Origin of the sequence: Acinetobacter sp. P8-3-8 (genome assembly GCF_000214135.1) — a bacterium.
Lineage (GTDB): Bacteria > Pseudomonadota > Gammaproteobacteria > Pseudomonadales > Moraxellaceae > Acinetobacter.
In genome coordinates, this window is the sequence record NZ_AFIE01000012.1 from 17,268 (window position 1) to 35,250 (window position 17,983).

The 17,983-nt window shown below is 39.5% G+C and carries 14 protein-coding genes; 7 read left to right on the plus strand and 7 right to left on the minus strand.

Features of this window, described 5'->3' with window-relative positions:
- Window positions 1-42: 42 nt before the first annotated feature.
- Window positions 43-1,044, minus strand: a complete 1,002-nt coding sequence (gene ribF / locus GGG_RS0107345; protein WP_010113484.1) for a riboflavin biosynthesis protein RibF — start codon at window positions 1,042-1,044, stop codon at window positions 43-45.
- 206 nt (window positions 1,045-1,250) lie between these two features.
- Between ribF and GGG_RS0107350 the strand changes: the two genes are divergently transcribed.
- Window positions 1,251-2,390, plus strand: a complete 1,140-nt coding sequence (locus GGG_RS0107350) for a TDT family transporter (protein ID WP_010113485.1) — start codon at window positions 1,251-1,253, stop codon at window positions 2,388-2,390.
- Window positions 2,391-2,803: 413 nt separating this feature from the next.
- Here GGG_RS0107350 and GGG_RS0107355 read toward each other — a convergent pair whose 3' ends face one another.
- The 3 genes from GGG_RS0107355 to GGG_RS0107365 form a co-directional block, all read right to left on the minus strand.
- Entirely contained in the window at window positions 2,804-4,105 is a 1,302-nt protein-coding gene (locus GGG_RS0107355; protein WP_010113487.1) for a solute carrier family 23 protein, read from the minus strand.
- 325 nt (window positions 4,106-4,430) lie between these two features.
- A complete protein-coding gene (gene ppc, locus GGG_RS0107360) occupies window positions 4,431-7,121 on the minus strand; it encodes a phosphoenolpyruvate carboxylase (RefSeq protein WP_010113489.1) in 2,691 nt (896 codons plus the stop codon).
- Between the two features lie 168 nt (window positions 7,122-7,289).
- Window positions 7,290-7,919, minus strand: coding sequence for a TetR/AcrR family transcriptional regulator (locus tag GGG_RS0107365; RefSeq protein ID WP_010113491.1), 630 nt, complete (start codon window positions 7,917-7,919; stop codon window positions 7,290-7,292).
- 149 nt (window positions 7,920-8,068) lie between these two features.
- Here GGG_RS0107365 and GGG_RS0107370 point away from each other — a divergent pair, with 149 nt between their 5' ends.
- The 4 genes from GGG_RS0107370 (at window position 8,069) to dnaJ (ending at window position 14,040) form a co-directional block, all read left to right on the plus strand.
- On the plus strand, window positions 8,069-9,184 hold the full coding sequence (locus GGG_RS0107370; protein ID WP_010113493.1) for an efflux RND transporter periplasmic adaptor subunit: 1,116 nt from the start codon (window positions 8,069-8,071) through the stop codon (window positions 9,182-9,184).
- Between the two features lie 2 nt (window positions 9,185-9,186).
- Complete coding sequence (locus GGG_RS0107375; protein ID WP_010113495.1) at window positions 9,187-12,321, plus strand: efflux RND transporter permease subunit; 3,135 nt, start codon at window positions 9,187-9,189, stop codon at window positions 12,319-12,321.
- Between the two features lie 135 nt (window positions 12,322-12,456).
- Window positions 12,457-12,834 (plus strand): hypothetical protein, encoded by a 378-nt coding sequence (locus GGG_RS0107380; protein WP_010113497.1) that lies wholly within the window; start codon window positions 12,457-12,459, stop codon window positions 12,832-12,834.
- 93 nt (window positions 12,835-12,927) lie between these two features.
- Complete coding sequence (dnaJ, locus tag GGG_RS0107390; RefSeq protein WP_010113499.1) at window positions 12,928-14,040, plus strand: molecular chaperone DnaJ; 1,113 nt, start codon at window positions 12,928-12,930, stop codon at window positions 14,038-14,040.
- Window positions 14,041-14,105: 65 nt separating this feature from the next.
- On the opposite strand, the gene GGG_RS0107395 is transcribed toward dnaJ, so the two are convergent.
- Together GGG_RS0107395 and GGG_RS0107400 are read right to left on the minus strand one after the other, a co-directional pair.
- Window positions 14,106-14,303, minus strand: a complete 198-nt coding sequence (locus tag GGG_RS0107395) for a hypothetical protein (protein ID WP_010113500.1) — start codon at window positions 14,301-14,303, stop codon at window positions 14,106-14,108.
- Window positions 14,304-14,715: 412 nt separating this feature from the next.
- Entirely contained in the window at window positions 14,716-14,913 is a 198-nt protein-coding gene (locus GGG_RS0107400) for a hypothetical protein (RefSeq protein ID WP_010113502.1), read from the minus strand.
- Between the two features lie 290 nt (window positions 14,914-15,203).
- Here GGG_RS0107400 and dapB point away from each other — a divergent pair, with 290 nt between their 5' ends.
- A complete protein-coding gene (gene dapB, locus GGG_RS0107405; RefSeq protein WP_010113505.1) occupies window positions 15,204-16,019 on the plus strand; it encodes a 4-hydroxy-tetrahydrodipicolinate reductase in 816 nt (271 codons plus the stop codon).
- 57 nt (window positions 16,020-16,076) lie between these two features.
- Window positions 16,077-16,727 (plus strand): START domain-containing protein, encoded by a 651-nt coding sequence (locus tag GGG_RS0107410; protein ID WP_029574490.1) that lies wholly within the window; start codon window positions 16,077-16,079, stop codon window positions 16,725-16,727.
- Window positions 16,728-16,778: 51 nt separating this feature from the next.
- Here GGG_RS0107410 and GGG_RS0107415 read toward each other — a convergent pair whose 3' ends face one another.
- On the minus strand, window positions 16,779-17,981 hold the full coding sequence (locus tag GGG_RS0107415; RefSeq protein ID WP_010113508.1) for an MFS transporter: 1,203 nt from the start codon (window positions 17,979-17,981) through the stop codon (window positions 16,779-16,781).
- Window positions 17,982-17,983 lie beyond the last annotated feature (2 nt).

Sequence of the window (17,983 nt, forward strand, 5' to 3'; positions counted from 1 at the left end):
TATCAGCACGATTGCTGACACGTTTTACAATAAAAAATTTGATTAAAAAGGAAACTTGGGGGTGTTTTTGCGAAATTCAAGTAATCGCTCAACATCATCGTCAATTCCTGCTTGAAGTGCTTCAAGCGATGGGTAATTTAATTCGCCGTGTAAATAGTCGAGGAAAGTCACCCGCATTAACAGACCATACAGATTAGCAGAAACATTTGGAAAATGTACTTCTAATCGCCACTCTGGGTGTTCTTGCTGAATTGCAGGACGTGTTCCGACATGACCTGCACCAAATAAAGCATGCTCTTGATAACCAAGGACGCCCGTTTTATGTGGATTTTCTGCTTTCACTTTCGCAGTTAAAGCAGTTGTTTCACAAATGACTTCAACGCCATAAATTCCGCTTAAACATGGTCTATGACGTCCAACTCGAACATTAATGGTTGGAAAATTCAGTGTACGACCAATTTGATCACCATATTGCACACGACCAATCATGCTATATGGACGACCGAGTAATTTTGCTGCAAGTGATAAGTCGACTGCTTGAAGAACTTGACGAATTCGAGTTGAACTGACACGTTCACCATCAAATTCAATGGTATTGAGATTGGTGACGTGAAAGCCGTATTGTTTTAAAAATTCACTATTGCCTTGGCGATCTTTACCAAAATGGAAGTCATCGCCAAGCACTAAATTTTGTGCATTGAGTTTATTTTTGAGAATGTCGGCAAAATTTTCTGCGCTTAAACTACGGAATTGATTATCAAACTTAGCAATCGCAATATAGTCGACACCTAACTCAGTTAAATATTCTACTTTTTCTCTGAGTGAACTGATACGAGGCGGCGCTTCATAGCCTTTAAAAAATTCTAAAGGTTGTGGCTCAAAGATCATCACCAAGGTTTTTAAATGTTGTGTTTGGGCAATCTGTTTGAGTTGTGAAACCATGGCTTGATGTCCCAAATGGACACCATCAAAATTGCCAATCGTCACTGCGGTTTTGGGCAATTGAAAATTCGGTGCTAGAGCATTTAGACGTAACAGCTGCATGATTTCAAAATAAGCTTAAAATTTGAAAGGATATATATTGCCATATTCTCACAGTTTCGTCTTTGTTGTTGTGTTTTTATCCAGAAAATTTTATAAAGAATAAACTTTATATCAGTTTTAATGATTCATTTTATAATTATAAATCAATTTTATTTATTAAAAGGCGCTCTTATAATCAATTTATCTGCTGAAATGAGGATAAAGCGATGAAAAAGCCATTTTACCAACTTGAGCAACCTAAAGATGTGATCCGACAGTTCACGCCCAATTGGTTTACTGTGACTATGGGAACAGGTGTCGTTGCATTGATTTTACCTGAATTTCCATTTGCTCAAGCATTTTTATGGCAATTGGCAACGTTGCTTTCGCAATTCAACACCTTATTATTTACGACATTTATCATACTCTATATTTTGCGTTGGTTGATTTATCCTCAAGAAGCAAAGCAGATTTTTTCCCATCCAAGCATGGCATTGTTTTTAGGTGCTATTCCAATGGGTTTAGCGACTGTCATTAATGGCTTTTTAAAATTTGGACTGACTATTTATGGTGATTTAGCCATTCATATCGCACATATGCTTTGGTTTGCCGATGCAATTTTAGCTGTAGGAATAGGTATTCTAGTCCCATTTTGTATGTTCAGTAAGCAAGATCATCAATTACATAGTATGACTGCAATGTGGCTATTGCCCATCGTGGCTTGTGAGGTAGCTGCTGCTTCTGGTGGTTTATTGCTAGCGCATTTAGATGCTGGACAACATGCTGTTGGGATTTTATTTGCAAGTTACATGCTTTGGGGAATGTCTGTTTTGCCTGCATTTGCCGTTTTAACGATTCTTATGTTGCGTTTAGCGTTACATCAATTACCTAGTAAAGAATTGGCGATTACAGGCTGGTTAGCTTTAGGGCCTATTGGTACAGGTGCTTTAGCACTTCTCATTTTAGGCGCTCAAGCACCACAAGTTTTGGCAGGGATTCAGTTAGAAGGTTTAGGTCAGCTTTTCCAAAATGCAGGTATCTTGGCAAGTTTTATTTTACTCGGTTTCGGTGTTTGGTGGTTTGCCATCGCTGTACTAACTACACTTAAACATGCGGTTACAGGCTTACCTTTTAATCTGGGTTGGTGGGGTTTGACGTTCCCATTGGGTGTATTTACTTTAGCTGTTTTGAATTTAGGTCATCAAATTTATATCAATTTTATTGTTGATGTTGGTTTGGCATTTGCTACCATTCTAATGATGCTTTGGGTGATGGTAATGACTAAAACCGTCAAAGGCATGTACCAAGGTCATTTGTTCTTTTCTCCTTGTTTAAAGACGTTATTGGAGCGTGAGCAACAAAGTTAAAAGTTGAAAAGTGATGAATAACCCAATCGAATATGATTGGGTTTTTTATTGTTAATTTATTGATATTTTATGAAATATTGTGCAATTTCAGTCACAATACTTTGGATAAGTTGTTTTTCAATTTGTACGCTCAGGCGTACATCAATTTAGGTCTTTTACGGCTAGAACAAAGTTGCCGATTTTCCTATGATAGAAACATAGAGAACAGGATGTTCCAGATAAAAATAACAAGATATAGCAATGGAGTGAAGGTACGACAGGAGTTATACCTCAGGTACGAATACGAAAAAGCCCGACAGGATGTCGGGCTTTTTTTATTCGGCGATTATTTCATTCTGAAGCAATTGATATTCATATCAAAATGTTAAAAAAAAGCAGCCTTTCGGCTGCTCTAAAGTGATCTTTGCTTTTTATTATGATTTATCTTTTAAGCTAAAGAACCAGTTGAGAATTAGTGCTACAAATGTTGCGGTACCAATACCACCTAAGTTGAAATCACCAAATTGTAAAGCAAAATCACCTGTTCCTAAAATGATCGTTACTGCCGCAACCATCAAGTTTTTGTTTTTAGAAAAATCGACTTTATTTTCAATCCAGATTTTCGCACCTGCAATGGTAATCAAACCGAATACCACAATAGAAGCACCCGTTAAAATTGCCGTTGGAATGGTATGAATGATTGCACCAAATTTAGGTGAAAAACCTAAAAAGATTGCGAAAACACCTGCAACAACGAAAACAATCGTAGAGTAAACACGTGTTACCGCCATGACACCAATGTTTTCACCATAAGTGGTCATTCCCGGAGCACCAACACCACCTGAAAGTGTTGTTGCAATACCATCTGCAACAAACGCTTTACCAATCTGCGGGTCTAAGTTTTCACCTGTCATTGCGCTGACAGCTTTGATATGACCTAAATTTTCAGCCACTAAAATCAATGCAATCGGGGCAATAATCAACATTGCGTTAACATCAAACACAGGAGAGTGAAAGGTTGGAAGACCGAACCAAGCCGCTTCTTGGATGGGTGCAAAATTAATTGGGGTACCATTTCCCATCACATTCGAAACAATAAAATAGACCAGATAAGCCAGTAACAAGCCAACCAATAAAAGTAAGCGTTGTAATAAACCTTTGGTGAAGACTGCGATTGAACCCATGCACAGTACAGTGACCAAAGCCATCCACATATTAAAGTTATTACCAGCAACGCCTTTAACAGTAACAGGGGCGAGGTTTAAACCAATGATCATGACCACAGCACCTGTCACGACAGGTGGCATAAGCTTTTCGATCCATTTGGTGCCTGTCGCCATCACAATAAAACCAAAAATTGTGTATAGCACACCACACGCCATGATGCCGCCAGCAGCATGCGCAATGTTAAGGTTTGGGGCGCCTGTACCAGATGCAGCATAGCCCGTTGCAGCAATCACCACACCAATAAATGCGAAACTTGAGCCTAAATAACTAGGAACACGACCACCTGTGACGATAAAGAACAAGATGGTACAAATCCCTGACATTAAAATAGCAAGGTTTGGATCGAAGCCCATTAAAAATGGCGCTAAAACAGTTGCACCAAACATGGCAAAAGCATGCTGAATGCCTAGAACGATGCTTTGCGCAGGCGGTAGATATTCATTGGTTCCGACAGGTCGTGAATCGATGCTACCTGTGTATGGACGCCATTTAGGAAACCAGTTGGACATAAAATAAGCACATAAAAAACAAATTGCGCACATGATACTCTTTATTGTTTTAAGTTTTAAACACTTTGGTAAAACTAAAGGTTTGCATTTATTAAGAATAACGTTTGTTTTATACCGTTTGGTCAAATAATGAAATTGTGTAAGTTTGTAAAATCAAAGTATTAAAAAATGTAAATCGAGGAATTGTTCATAATTAAATATTTTGCAATTGATTAATTTTTTTTATTCATTATTAATGAGGAAAATAAAATTATTGACAGGGTCGACATTTTTTAAAAAATGGAGGAAATACTGCCATATTCCTCCACCATTAAAAAACAACAATTTAACCCGTATTACGTAAGCCTGCGGCAATACCTGCAATACTGACCATTAATGCATGATCCACAGGTGTATGCTCTGCTTGACGTTCTGCCAAATAAGCACGACGACGCTTCATCAATTCAGCTTGTAATAAGTGCAAAGGTAATAAATACGGTTTACGTACTTTCATCGCTTGATCAAGCACCTCATTTGAACTTAAAAGTTTAGATTCACCTTTCATTGCCAATAAGGTTTGTACAGCATCATGTAAGCGTTGACGTAATTCAGCACCTAAAACTTTTAAATCCTCATCATTGGTCAGGTGCGATTCATAGTAAAGTGCGATATTCGAATCGGCTTTAGACAATACCATTTCCAACATATCAATCAAGGTTTGGAAATACGGCCATTCTGTTAGCATTTCATCTAAAACGGCTTTTTGACCTTGATCGATCACTTGGTTAATCGCAGCACCTGTGCCTAACCATGCTGGCAGCATCAAACGAATTTGTGTCCAAGCAAAAACCCAAGGAATAGCACGTAGAGATTCAATACCACCACTGACTTTACGCTTTGCAGGACGTGAACCTAGTGGCAACATTTGTAACTCAAGCTCAGGCGTCACTGTACGTAAGTATTTCACAAAATGAGGATTTTCACGCACCGTTTGGCGATACACTTTGACAGATAAATCAGTCATGGTATGCATCAAATCTCGCCATTCTTGTTTCGGGGTAGGCGGTGGTAATAAGGTCGCTTCAAGTGTTGCAGCAGTATAAATTTCCAAGTTCTGCAAAGCGATTTCTTCTAAACCAAACTTAAAGCGGATCATTTCGCCTTGTTCTGTTACACGAATTGCACCTGAAATAGAACCCGGTGGTTGTGAGAACAAAGCTTGCTGTGTAGGCGCACCACCACGACTGATTGAACCACCACGACCGTGGAATAGGGTCAATTGCACGCCGTGTTGTTTGGCAATTGCAGTCAATTCTTCTTGCGCACGATATTGTGCCCAATTGGCAGACATGAATCCTGCATCTTTGGCAGAGTCAGAATAACCAATCATGACTTCGTGTTTACCTTGAATATGCTGTTTATACCAATGCATATTGAATAAGGTCTGCATGGTATTGGCAGCACCATCCAAGTCTTTTAAGGTCTCAAACAAAGGGACTACACGTAGCGGATGTTCAATACCTGCTTCTTTTTGCAATAACAATACAGCTAAAATGTCACTTGGATATTCCGCCATCGAAATAATATAAGCGCCCAAGCTTTCTTTTGGCTGTTCTGCCAGAGTACGCATCGTTGCAAAAACTTCTTGAACATCAGGATGTTCAATCAAACTACCTACAGGCTCATTTAAGTGTTTTGGTAATAACGGACGTTTGCTTTGTAACTCTTGCAATAAGAAGTTTTGACGGGCTTGTTCTGTCCACGTTTCAAAATTCCCCAGTCCTAAATATTCTGTAATTGCTGAAATCGCTTGGCGATGACGACCTGATTCTTGTCGAATATCCAGTTTCAATAATTCGATACCAAAGCAATTCACACGATAAATAAAGTCGAGTAATTTGCCATTGGCAATTTCAGGAAGATTACAAGCCATCAATGAGCGATAGCAAAGGAGAAGTGGTTGTAATAATTCATCTTTATGACGAATAATTAAACTACGATCTACCTCAGAATGTAAGCCACGTAATTTATCAGTCAACCATTGACGAGTTGCTTTTAAGCGTTCACGGGTTGCACGTAGATATTCACGATAAGGCTCAGGATGTTGATAGCCTAAAGCTTGCACCAATTCATTCGAACAGGCTTCGATCGAAAGCTCCCAACGCAGATCTTCGATGTCATGGACATACAAATCTGTTGCTTTCCAACGAGATAACCAAAGCACTTCTTGGGTAATGCTGTGCGTCACATTTGGATTACCATCACGGTCACCACCCATCCAAGAGGCAAAGCGGATTGGTGAAATATCTAATGGTAAGGTTTTATCGCAATTGTCTTGTACCAAATCATCCAATTCACGAATGAACTTCGGTACGGCATTCCACAAAGTTTGCTCAATGGTGGTAAAGCCCCATTTAGCTTCATCAATCGGTGTTGGACGATGTTGGCGAATTTCATCGGTTTGCCATGCAGAACAGATCAGTTGTTTTAAATCTGTTAGTACGTCAGCACGTTGTTTAGGGGTGAGTTTTTGTTGATCAAAAGTCGAAAGACAATTGTTAATACCATCATATTTTTGAATTAAAGTACGACGACTCACTTCCGTTGGATGTGCTGTGAGTACCAATTCAATTTTGAGTTCACAAATTTGCTTATATAAGGTTTCTGCTGAAATATTTTGATCTTTAAATTTTGAAAATAAATGATCAAGTACATTTGGAGATGGGGCATTTTCATCAAATTCGCTTTGGCGACGACTGCGTACCACATGATATTGCTCAGCAATATTGGCGAAGTTTAAGAAATGTGAAAATGCACGAGTAAGCGGCAGAATCTCGTCATCTTTTAAATTTAAAAAAAGTTGTTCAAGTTGTTTTTCTGCTTCAACTTGACCATCTCTTGCGCCTTTACCTAAAGCACGAATCTGTTCAATTTGATTAAACAAATCTTGTCCTGCATGTTCCTTTAAGGTTTCACCTAAAAGATTTCCGAGTAAGCGCACGTCCTCACGCAGCGGAGCATCAATTTGTTGAACCATTTTGTCACTCTCCCATTCTTGTTATTTCGACTATAACGTGATTCCTTCACAATCCAAGAGGCTTCCTACAAAAGTATGTAAATGACTGTGCAAGAAGAATACATGACTTGATTTTGATCGAGGTATATCGAGTATGCCTGAAACAAGAAAGCGCTATTATTTAGTTTTTTAATACTGTGGCTGAGCTTTATATTTCATCATAAATAGTTCAATACTTTCCAAAATAATCTGCTGCTTCTCTTGCGCTGTAGGGGGCTGGCGAATACCCAATAGCACTTCGTGGTGCCGAATACCCAGCAATAGCGATAAAATCAAATTAATTTGTTTTTCAATATCATCAGGTTGAATGAATTTAAACTGTGTTGCTTGTTCAAAAAAGTCTTGCCATACATCACACATGCGCTGATGTGACACATTATAAAACTGCATGGCTAAAGGGTTTTGTTCGGCTGCGAGTTCCAATAATAAATGTTCAAGCTTAATTGCTTCAGGCAAATTAATGATATGCAATGCCAATTCACACACTTGATAAAAATGTGTCTGAAAATCGCTATTTGCATTCAGCCTAATAAGGCTAGCATTGATCGTTTTTTCACAGGTTGCTTCTATGGCACAACTAAATAACGTTTCTTTGTCTTGAAAATGGTTATATACCGTGAGTTTAGTCACGCCTGCTTCTTTGGCGATTTGGTTCATACTCGAACCATGATAACCCAGTTTAAGAAACAACTTTTTAGCTGCTTCTAAAATATGTTTACGCTTTTCTAAGTCCTTTGGACGCCCAACAGTTGTTTGCACGATTATTTCCAAAAAAAGAAAAATAAGTCATTTACACAATAGATCGTTCTCAATTAGTGTACCATGCAGTATATTAATTAAAAATTAACCAAATTAATATCCCAACGCTATTTTGCCTGAAAAAGTGCATTTGAATAAGAGCTTTGCGTATGAGTATTTCAAAATCAGCTGTGATCAGCTTGCTTATTGTGTCGAGTGTGACGCTTTGGGGGTGCAGTAAGCCAGCACCTGAAACAGAACAAATTCCTTTTGTTATGGTAACTCAACCTGCGACTTCACTTGAAGATCAAAAAAGTTATGCAGGAGATGTACAAGCTCGGCAGCAAACTGCACTTGCATTTCGTGTGGGTGGGCAAATTACTGACCGTTATGTCGATGTCGGTGATCGAGTCAAAGTTGGGCAAGTTTTAGCAAAATTAGATGTTAAAGATGCCCAGTTACAGCTGAACTCTGCCAAGGCTCAACTTGAAAGTGCTCAATCTGCTGCCAAAGTTGCCGCAGATGAATTAAAACGTTTTCAGCAATTATTGCCAATCAATGCAGTCAGTCGTTCGCAATACGATGCAGTTAAAAATCAATATGATTCGGCAAATGCAGCATTGAAACAAGCTCAGTCCAACTATGACGTATCCTCAAATCAAACAGGATATAACCAGTTAGTTGCCAATAAGAATGGTGTAATTACCCAGCGTAATATTGAAGTTGGACAAGTGATTTCAGCAGGACAAGCAGCGTATCAACTCGCAATTGATGGTGACAGAGAAGTGGTGATTGGTGTGCCTGAACAAGCGATTGCTGACATTAAAGTAGGGCAAAGTGCATGGATTACCTTGTGGTCTAAACCACAAGATAAATTTGCTGCTTATGTCAGAGAGATTTCACCTGCGGCAGATCAGTCGCGTACGTTTAGTGTCAAAGTAGCGTTAAAAGAAGGGCAGTCTGTGATTCAACTTGGACAGAGTGCACGGGTTTTCTTTAATCAAAATATTCAAAATGTATTGAGCATTCCTTTATCCAGTGTTTCTGCGACCAATAAACAAGCTTATATTTGGGTGGTCAATTCTGATCAACGTATTCATAAAGTTGCTGTAACTTTGGGGGCGTATGGTCGTGATAGTGTGCCTATCCTCAGTGGTTTACAGGCAGGGCAGTGGGTGGTTGTTGGTGGTGTACATTTGCTTCGAGAAAAACAAAAAATTAATCCGATTGACCATGAAAATCGTGCTGTAAAAATTTCTGCTAGCCCTGTTAAAGCAGGAGGTTAAATATGAACTTTAACCTTTCAGAATGGGCATTAAGAAATAAGGGCTTGGTACTTTATTTTATGATTCTAATGGGAATCGTAGGGATGTATTCCTATTCAAAATTATCCCAAAGTGAAGACCCGCCGTTTACCTTTAAAGTCATGGTGGTACAGACTTATTGGCCGGGTGCGACAGCACAAGAAGTTTCACTTCAAGTCACTGATAAAATTGAAAAAGAGTTGATGAGCACAGGCCAATACGAAAAGATCATGGCCTACTCACGTCCGGGTGAGTCGATGGTCATGTTCATGGCAAAGGACTCATTAAAATCGAGCCAGCTTCCTGATGTTTGGTATCAGGTACGTAAAAAAGTTGGAGATATCAAACAACAGTTTCCTTCAGGTGTACAAGGGCCATTTTTTAATGATGAGTTTGGCGATACCTTCGGGAATATTTATGTATTAACAGGCAATGATTTTGATTATGCCACACTCAAAGAATATGCAGACCGCTTACAGTTACAGCTACAACGCGTTAAAGATGTAAGCAAAGTTAATTTAGTCGGTTTACAAGATCAAAAGATTTGGATTGAGCTTTCCAATACTAAAGCGGTACAAATGGGTGTCCCTGTGACAGCCATTCAAGAAGCACTTGCGAAACAGAACAGTATTACCAGTGCGGGTTTCTTTGAAACAGGTACAGATCGTATACAAGTTCGGGTCAGTGGCGCTTTACAGAATGTAGATGACCTGAAAAAAATGCCTTTATTGGTTGGTAATAAAACCATTCAATTGGGTGATGTAGCTGAGGTCTATCGTGGTTTTAGTGATCCTGCACAACCACGTATGCGTTTTATGGGTGAAAATGGGATTGGCCTTGCGGTATCGATGCGTAAAGGCGGCGATATTATTGCACTTGGGAAAAACCTAGAAACAGAATTCCAGACATTACAAAAAACATTACCTCTAGGTATGGAGCTGAAAAAAGTTTCGGATCAGCCCGTTGCTGTACAGCGCAGTATTCACGAATTTGTGAAGGTGCTTGCTGAAGCTGTGATTATCGTACTTTTAGTCAGCTTCTTTTCTTTAGGTTTCCGTACCGGCTTAGTGGTGGCTTTTTCTATTCCACTGGTTTTAGCCATGACCTTTGCAGGGATGAGCTTATTTGATGTTGGCCTACATAAAATTTCATTAGGTGCTTTGATTCTGGCTTTGGGTTTATTGGTTGATGACGCCATTATCGCCGTGGAAATGATGGCGATAAAAATGGAACAAGGTTATAGCCGAATGCAAGCAGCAGGCTTTGCATGGAAAACCACAGCATTTCCAATGCTCACAGGGACATTAATTACCGCAGCAGGCTTTTTACCCATTGCAACAGCAGCGTCAAGTACAGGGGAATATACGCGTTCGATTTTCCAAGTGGTGACTATTGCGCTGATTGTGTCGTGGGTTGCAGCGGTTGTTTTTGTACCGTATTTAGGCGACAAGTTACTGCCTGATTTTACCAATACCGTACATAAAGCGCCTTGGTATATTCGTCTATGGGCAAGATTACGTAAACAACCAAAACCACAAGCTGTCATCCATCATGAGGGTGAGCACTTCGATCCTTATCAAAGCAAGATGTACCAAAGCTTTAGAAAAATGGTGAATTGGTGTGTGACATATCGTAAAACGGTCATCGCAATCACCGTGGGAATATTTGTGCTGTCAGTGGCAATGTTTAAATTGGTTCCACAGCAATTTTTCCCACCTTCGAATCGTGCTGAAATTCTGGTGGATTTAAAATTAGAAGAAGGGGCTTCTTTGACTGCAACTGAAAATGCAGTGAAAAAAGTTGAAAAATTCCTGTCCCAACAGAAAGGGATTGATAATTATGTGGCCTATGTGGGTACAGGTTCGCCACGTTTCTATTTACCTTTAGATCAACAAATGCCGCAAGCCAGTTTTGCACAATTTGTGGTTTTGGCTTCTTCTTTGGATGATCGTGATGAAATTCGTAAATCCTTAGATACGCAAATTCGTCAATTATTACCGCAAGTGAGAACACGGGTATCGTTATTAGAAAATGGCCCACCTGTGGGTTATCCATTACAGTATCGTGTATCTGGTGAAGATGTAGTGATTGTACGTCAAGAGGCGCAACAGCTTGCAAAATTACTCAGTGAAAACCCAAATACCACCAATGTACATTTAGATTGGGGTGAGCAAAGTAAGATTATTTCACTGAATATTGATCAAGATCGTGCACGTCAAATGGGAGTGACTTCGGAGGATCTAGCAAACTTCTTAAACAGTTCGCTGACAGGTGTAATCATTAACCAATACCGTGAAAAGCGTGAGTTGATTGATATTCGTATCCGAGGTGATCAAGCTGAGCGTGTTGATGTGGCTTCTTTGTCTAGTTTGGCTGTACCCACCAGTCAAGGAACGACTGTACCACTCGCTCAAATTGCTCAAATTGATTATAAATTTGAAGATGGCTTAATTTGGCATCGTAACCGTTTACCGACCATTACGGTACGTGCGGATATTCGAACGAAGTTGCAACCCGCAACTGTGGTCAATGAAATGGCTGATAAAGTTGCTCAGCTTCGTACAACATTACCGAGTGGTTATTTAATCGAAGTGGGTGGAACGGTTGAAGAATCTGCAAAAGGCCAAACCTCGGTCAATGCGGGAATGCCATTGTTCCTAGCCGTTGTATTTACTTTATTAATGATTCAGTTAAAAAGTATTTCACGCTCATTTATCGTATTTTTGACAGCACCATTGGGTTTAATCGGGGTGGTTTTATTCTTATTACTATTCAATAAGCCTTTTGGTTTTGTAGCAATGCTAGGAACAATTGCTCTGTCTGGAATGATTATGCGTAATTCATTAATCCTCATCGATCAGATCGAACAAGATATCAACGCTGGGCATAATCAATGGGATGCAATTTTGGATGCGACGGTTCGTCGGGCACGTCCAATTATCCTAACTGCACTGGCTGCTGTGTTAGCCATGATCCCACTGTCACGGAGTATTTTCTTTGGTCCGATGGCAGTGGCAATTATGGGTGGATTAATTATTGCGACACTTTTAACCTTATTTTTCTTACCAGCATTGTATGCAACATGGTTTAAGGTGAAAAAAAGCGTGCATAATCCATAAAATTTTGTGAATATTAGGTGCGAAATATTAAAAACTTTAATATAGTAGCACTTGATCTTTATAGAAAATAACACAGGAAATTCCATTGCATTAGAAGTAAAGGAATGTGCAATGGATTTGAGGTTAGAAGCACCCATGGGGCAAGACAATTCAGAAAAGCAACGTCGTTCTATCACGACCTCTTATATATTCATGTTTCTTGCATTATTTACGGTGATTACGGCTGTCTTCGCTTATTGGTTAGCCCGAAAAGTAACAATGGCTGGTGATGTAGAAGTATGGATGCATGCACAAGCGTTATGGGTCATGCGTAATGCTGTCATTTTTCTCATTCTTGCAATTTTTGCAGCGCTTTGGTTTATCCCACTGATCTTTTTTTATTGGGACAGCTTTATTTGGGTGAAAGCTTGCACAGTTGCAGGTGTCGTATTCAGCGCAATTGCATGGCTATTTTTATTGAATGCGTGGCTTAAAGGTTTTACTAAATATTTACAGAAAAAAGCAGTATTTTAAAAAAATCTAAAATTCAAACTTGTAAAAATAATTAATGCCCCCAATTTAGTTTGCATAGAAATATTATCAAATTTTTGTGGAGCATCGCCAAACATGGCTAAACGTGATTATTATGAGGTTTTAGGTGTTGCTAAGACCGCTAGTGATGATGAAATTAAAAAAGCCTACCGTAAGTTGGCGATGAAATATCATCCAGATCGTAACCCTGACAATCCAGAAGCTGAAGAAAAATTTAAAGAAGCTTCGGAAGCGTATGAAATCCTTTCTGATGGCGAAAAACGTAGCATGTACGACCGTATGGGGCACAATGCCTTTGAAGGTGGTATGGGTGGCGGTGGCTTCGGTGGTGGATTCAGCGCTGAAGATATTTTTAGCCAGTTTGGTGATATTTTCGGTGGTGCTTTTGGTGGCGGTGGTCGTGGTCAACAACGTGCACGCCGTGGCTCAGACCTTCGTTATGTGATGGAATTGAGCCTTGAAGAAGCGGTTAAAGGCGTTAAAAAAACCATTACTTTTACTGCACCTGCTCCATGTGATGTGTGTGATGGTAAAGGTTCAAAAAATCCAAATGATGTAGAAACATGTAAGACTTGTCATGGTGCAGGTCAAGTGCGTATGCAACAAGGTTTCTTCTCTGTTCAACAAACCTGTAGCACATGTCGTGGACAAGGTAAAATTATTAAAAACCCATGTACTAAGTGTCATGGTTCTGGTGTAACTGACCGTCAACAAACCCTTGAAGTGACCATTCCAGCAGGTGTGGACAATGGCGATCGTGTTCGTTTAACAGGTAAAGGCGAAGCGATCCGTGATGGTCAATCAGGTGATCTATACGTGGAAGTGGTTGTTCGTGAACACGAAATTTTCCAACGTGATGGCGCTGACTTATATATGGATGTCCCTGTAAGTATCGCAGATGCGGCTTTGGGTAAAGAGCTTGAAATTCCGACTTTAGATGGTCGTGTAAGCTTGAAAGTACCTGAAGGTACGCAAACAGGTAAAATGTTCCGTCTACGTGGTAAAGGTGTGAAGCCAGTTCGTAGCAGTATGCAGGGTGACTTGCTTTGCCGTATTGTGGTTGAAACGCCAGTGCATTTAACTGCACGTCAACGTGAATTATTGAAAGAACTTCAAGTCACGATGGATGGCGATGACAGTAAATCATCACCTAAGAAAAAATCATTCTTCGATCGTTTATTCGACTAAGTTATTGATTGTATAAAAGTGAAGGGAGATATGTTTTTCATATCTCCCTTTTTTATTGGGTTTTGTTATTTGCTTTCAGCATTATTTGCATCACTGAAATCGGTATTGTCTGGAGCAGCATCAATTTCGTCATCATCTTGTGGTGTGGGTTGTTGTACGGTCGTTTCTGTATTTGTTGAGGGGTTTACTTCCGTGTCTTCTGCCCATGAATGAGTGAAGTGAATTGCTAGAATAAAACCCAAAACAATTTTAATTAGACGCATTTAATATCAACCTACAAAAATTAAAGAAAGAATGTAATGATCAAAGTATGTATTGCCCCATATTACATTGAAAAGCTTAGATGAATTTGTGTAGGCAATGTTTAACTTTTGATGGATCAAAAGTTACAAAAATCCTTTGTTGGGCGAGAGGTACGTCCTGTACCTCCGCCCAACGGCGACATCCATGTCGCCTAACGCGATAGCAACATTGAATTATATTTGCTTGATAAAAAAAGTAGAAAGCAATTTCATTATATTCAGTTAATTTCAAAAATTGGTGTAGTTTCTTATTTGATATTATTTTTTGAATAAGTATAAGGTTTTAATATCTAGGATTCATTTTGATTTTAAATTTATAAAAAAATTAAAGAGATAGGTTAAATATCTCTTTAATTTGTACATAAGCTATCGATTATTCCAAAATGGGTGCATCAATATCTTCAATTTTCACTTCAACCTGAGGTTCAGTTGTAGCATTTGAATCTGTTTGAACTGTTGCTTTTTCTTCAGTTGTCGTTGCTGTGGTTGCAGGCGCTGAATCAGCCCAAGCATGTGTTAAGGTCATTGCTACGCCCATTACCAATGCGAAAGCTATTTTATTCGAATGCATATTGATCTCCTTATAATCACTGTTATTTTCATTCGTGGCAGTAGTCTGCGGAGTATTTTTTGCACTTTGATGAAAAAGTTCATAGATTGTGATGAATGTTTCAAAGTTTTACCGATGTAGTTTAAAGCTTTAATCTATTTCACCATTTAGATCGGCATTCTTAAATCATAAGTTATCGTTTTCATTAGAATAAAAAAAGATCATGGTATTTTTTAGAGATGAAACTTAGTCTTAGAACTGAGTTTTGTTATAGTAGTGAAAATTCTCAAATTCAGTTTTAGGAAAATCTTATGTCAGTCGCTCCTCGTATTGGTATTGTCGGTGCTGGTGGTCGTATGGGCCGTACATTGATCCAAGCGGTACAACAAGCAGGTTATCAACTTGCAGCAGCAGTTGAGCGTCCAGAAAGCTCACTCATTGGTGCTGATGCGGGTGAACTTGCGGGGATAGGTGCTGTTGGTGTCAAGATTGTTGGACATTTGGAAGACGTTTTAAAAGATGTGGATGTGGTGATTGATTTTACTGCGCCTGTAGCAACTGAAAATAATTTAAAGCTATGTAGTGCTGCTGGTGTGGCAATGGTGATTGGTACCACAGGTTTTTCAGATGAGCAAAAAGAATTATTAAATCAATCTGCAACAAAAACACCTGTAGTGTATGCCGCAAACTATTCCGTGGGTGTTAATGTGTCGATCAAGCTTTTAGAACTGGCTGCAAAAGTATTTGGTGATACAGTTGATATCGAGATTATCGAGGCGCACCATCGTCATAAAGTAGATGCGCCGTCAGGCACAGCGTTGATGATGGGTGAGGCAATTGCTGATACTTTAGGCCGTGACTTAAAGAAAGTTGCTGTTTATGGTCGTGAAGGACATACAGGCCCGCGTGAACGTGAAACCATTGGTTTTGAAACGATTCGTGGTGGTGATATCGTTGGTGAGCATACCGTGATGTTTATTGGTGAAGGCGAACGTGTTGAAATCACTCACAAGGCAACCAGTCGTATGAATTTTGCTTCAGGCGCAGTTCGTGCAGCAGCATGGGTTGTGGGCAAAGATGCTAAAAAGTACGATATGAAAGATGTTTTAGGCTTAAATGACATTTAAGTATAAAACGTGTTGCGATAAGATTAAAACAATGACTCAATTTTTTGAAAATTACAAATGAAAAAAATAATGATGTTACTTACTTGTGTGGTTAGTGCTGTTAGCCTAACTGCACAAGCTGCTTTACCAAATGATGCCAAATTAAGTCTTAATAAAAATAATATTAAGGTTTGGACATATAAGGACACCAACAGCCCCGTTTTGTCATACAAGGCTGAAACGGTATTTGATGTTCCGATTGAAAAAGCTGTTGCTTTGATTTTGGATGTGAATTACACGCCAAAATGGGTACCTAATGTTGCCAAGGCTGAAATCCTATCTCGTGATGATAAGAAAGGGGAGTTCACGATTTATATGGTTTTAGATTTTCCATTCCCTTTAAAAGACCGAGATATGGTGGTGAAAGGGAAAATGTCGAAAGATAAAAATGGAACGATTAGTATTAAAAATACTGCAATTCAGCAGGGCAAACCTTTAAATGCAAATTATATTCGTTTAACAGATTATTTTGGTGATTGGACTTTTCAAAAACTAAGTACAAATCAAGTCAAAGTCACGACCACAGGACATGCCAATCCAGAAGGTTCAATTCCTGCCAGCGTCACCAATTTATTGGTTGAACAGCAACCCTATCAAATGTTCCAAAGAATGAAAGTAGAACTGGCCAAAAAGACTAAAATGCCAACTTTGCCAGATATTTTAAAATAATCAAAAAAGCCTATCTTCTTAAAAAGAAGATGGGCTTTTGTACTATGATTTTTATACTTGCTGTTGCTGTGCGAGATCAACAGATTTGTTTGCTGGCTGAGTATTCATATTCGTCGTCATTTTCATTTGGATAAACACTAAAACTAGACCTAAAGCAGTGAGTATTGCACCTGTGACTGAAACAGCAGCATAGCTCATTCCCATACTCAATACAGCACCACCTGCGGCTGCACCTACCGCATTACCTAAGTTAAATGCACCAATATTGACAGAAGATGCAAGCCCAGGTGCTTCATGTGCCACAGACATCACACGCATTTGTAAAGGTGGAACAACGGCAAAGGCTGCTGCACCCCAAACCACCAAGGCTAAAGCTGCGCCGATTTGAGTTTTTGCTAAGATTGGGAATAACAACATCATCACCATGAGTAGCACTAAGAAACTGGTCAATGTTTTGGTGAGTGATAAGTCTGCAAATTTTCCACCTAAATGGTTACCAATAGAGAAACCAATACCAATCAGAACCAACATCAGCGTGATAAAGGTTGGGCTTGCATGGGTAATGTTTTGCAAACTTGGCGCAATATAGGTGTAAAGCGTAAACATCGCACCTGCACTCATGACGGTGGTCAGCAAGGCTAAAACCACAGGCATGCGCGTCAATACCTTTAACTCTGCTTTTACATTTGGACGCTCGGCAACAGTACCTTGAGGTAGTGCTTTCCAAAGGAAGAGCATGGTTATTACGCCTAAAACAGCAATCGCAGCAAAAGACATACGCCAACCGATGTTTTGTCCAACCCAAGTGGCTAAAGGTACGCCTCCAATATTGGCAATGGTTAAGCCCATAAACATCATCGCTACAGCACTGGCTTGTTTATCTTTGGGTACGACACTGGTCGCAACAATTGAGCCGATCCCAAAGAACACGCCATGATTGAGACTGGTGAGCACCCGAGCGCCCATTAGCCCCCAATAATTCGGTGCAATCGCTGCAAGGATATTACCGATTGTAAAGATACTCATTGCAAGAATCAGTGCTTTACGTCGTGGAAAATGTCCAAACCATAGAGTCATAATTGGTGCGCCAATCATGACCCCTAGTGCATAGGCAGTGATGAGCATGCCTGCGGTAGGTATGGAAATGTTTAGATTTTCAGCGATTTGTGGCAAGAAACCCATAGGTGAAAATTCTGTGGTTCCTATTGCAAATGCACCGACGGCTAAAGCAAATAAAGGAAAGTTAATTTTCATTT

Excerpts from the sequence above, each read along its gene's own strand:
- GGG_RS0107355 (WP_010113487.1), bottom strand. The coding sequence starts at position 4,105 with ATGTCCAACTGGTTTCCTAAATGGCGTCCATACACAGGTAGCATCGAT.
- ppc (WP_010113489.1), bottom strand. The coding sequence starts at position 7,121 with ATGGTTCAACAAATTGATGCTCCGCTGCGTGAGGACGTGCGCTTACTC.
- dnaJ (WP_010113499.1), top strand. The coding sequence starts at position 12,928 with ATGGCTAAACGTGATTATTATGAGGTTTTAGGTGTTGCTAAGACCGCT.
- ribF (WP_010113484.1), bottom strand. The coding sequence starts at position 1,044 with ATGCAGCTGTTACGTCTAAATGCTCTAGCACCGAATTTTCAATTGCCC.
- GGG_RS0107415 (WP_010113508.1), bottom strand. The coding sequence starts at position 17,981 with ATGAAAATTAACTTTCCTTTATTTGCTTTAGCCGTCGGTGCATTTGCA.
- GGG_RS0107400 (WP_010113502.1), bottom strand. The coding sequence starts at position 14,913 with ATGCATTCGAATAAAATAGCTTTCGCATTGGTAATGGGCGTAGCAATG.
- dapB (WP_010113505.1), top strand. The coding sequence starts at position 15,204 with ATGTCAGTCGCTCCTCGTATTGGTATTGTCGGTGCTGGTGGTCGTATG.
- GGG_RS0107410 (WP_029574490.1), top strand. The coding sequence starts at position 16,077 with ATGAAAAAAATAATGATGTTACTTACTTGTGTGGTTAGTGCTGTTAGC.
- GGG_RS0107375 (WP_010113495.1), top strand. The coding sequence starts at position 9,187 with ATGAACTTTAACCTTTCAGAATGGGCATTAAGAAATAAGGGCTTGGTA.
- GGG_RS0107380 (WP_010113497.1), top strand. The coding sequence starts at position 12,457 with ATGGGGCAAGACAATTCAGAAAAGCAACGTCGTTCTATCACGACCTCT.
- GGG_RS0107395 (WP_010113500.1), bottom strand. The coding sequence starts at position 14,303 with ATGCGTCTAATTAAAATTGTTTTGGGTTTTATTCTAGCAATTCACTTC.
- GGG_RS0107370 (WP_010113493.1), top strand. The coding sequence starts at position 8,069 with ATGAGTATTTCAAAATCAGCTGTGATCAGCTTGCTTATTGTGTCGAGT.
- GGG_RS0107350 (WP_010113485.1), top strand. The coding sequence starts at position 1,251 with ATGAAAAAGCCATTTTACCAACTTGAGCAACCTAAAGATGTGATCCGA.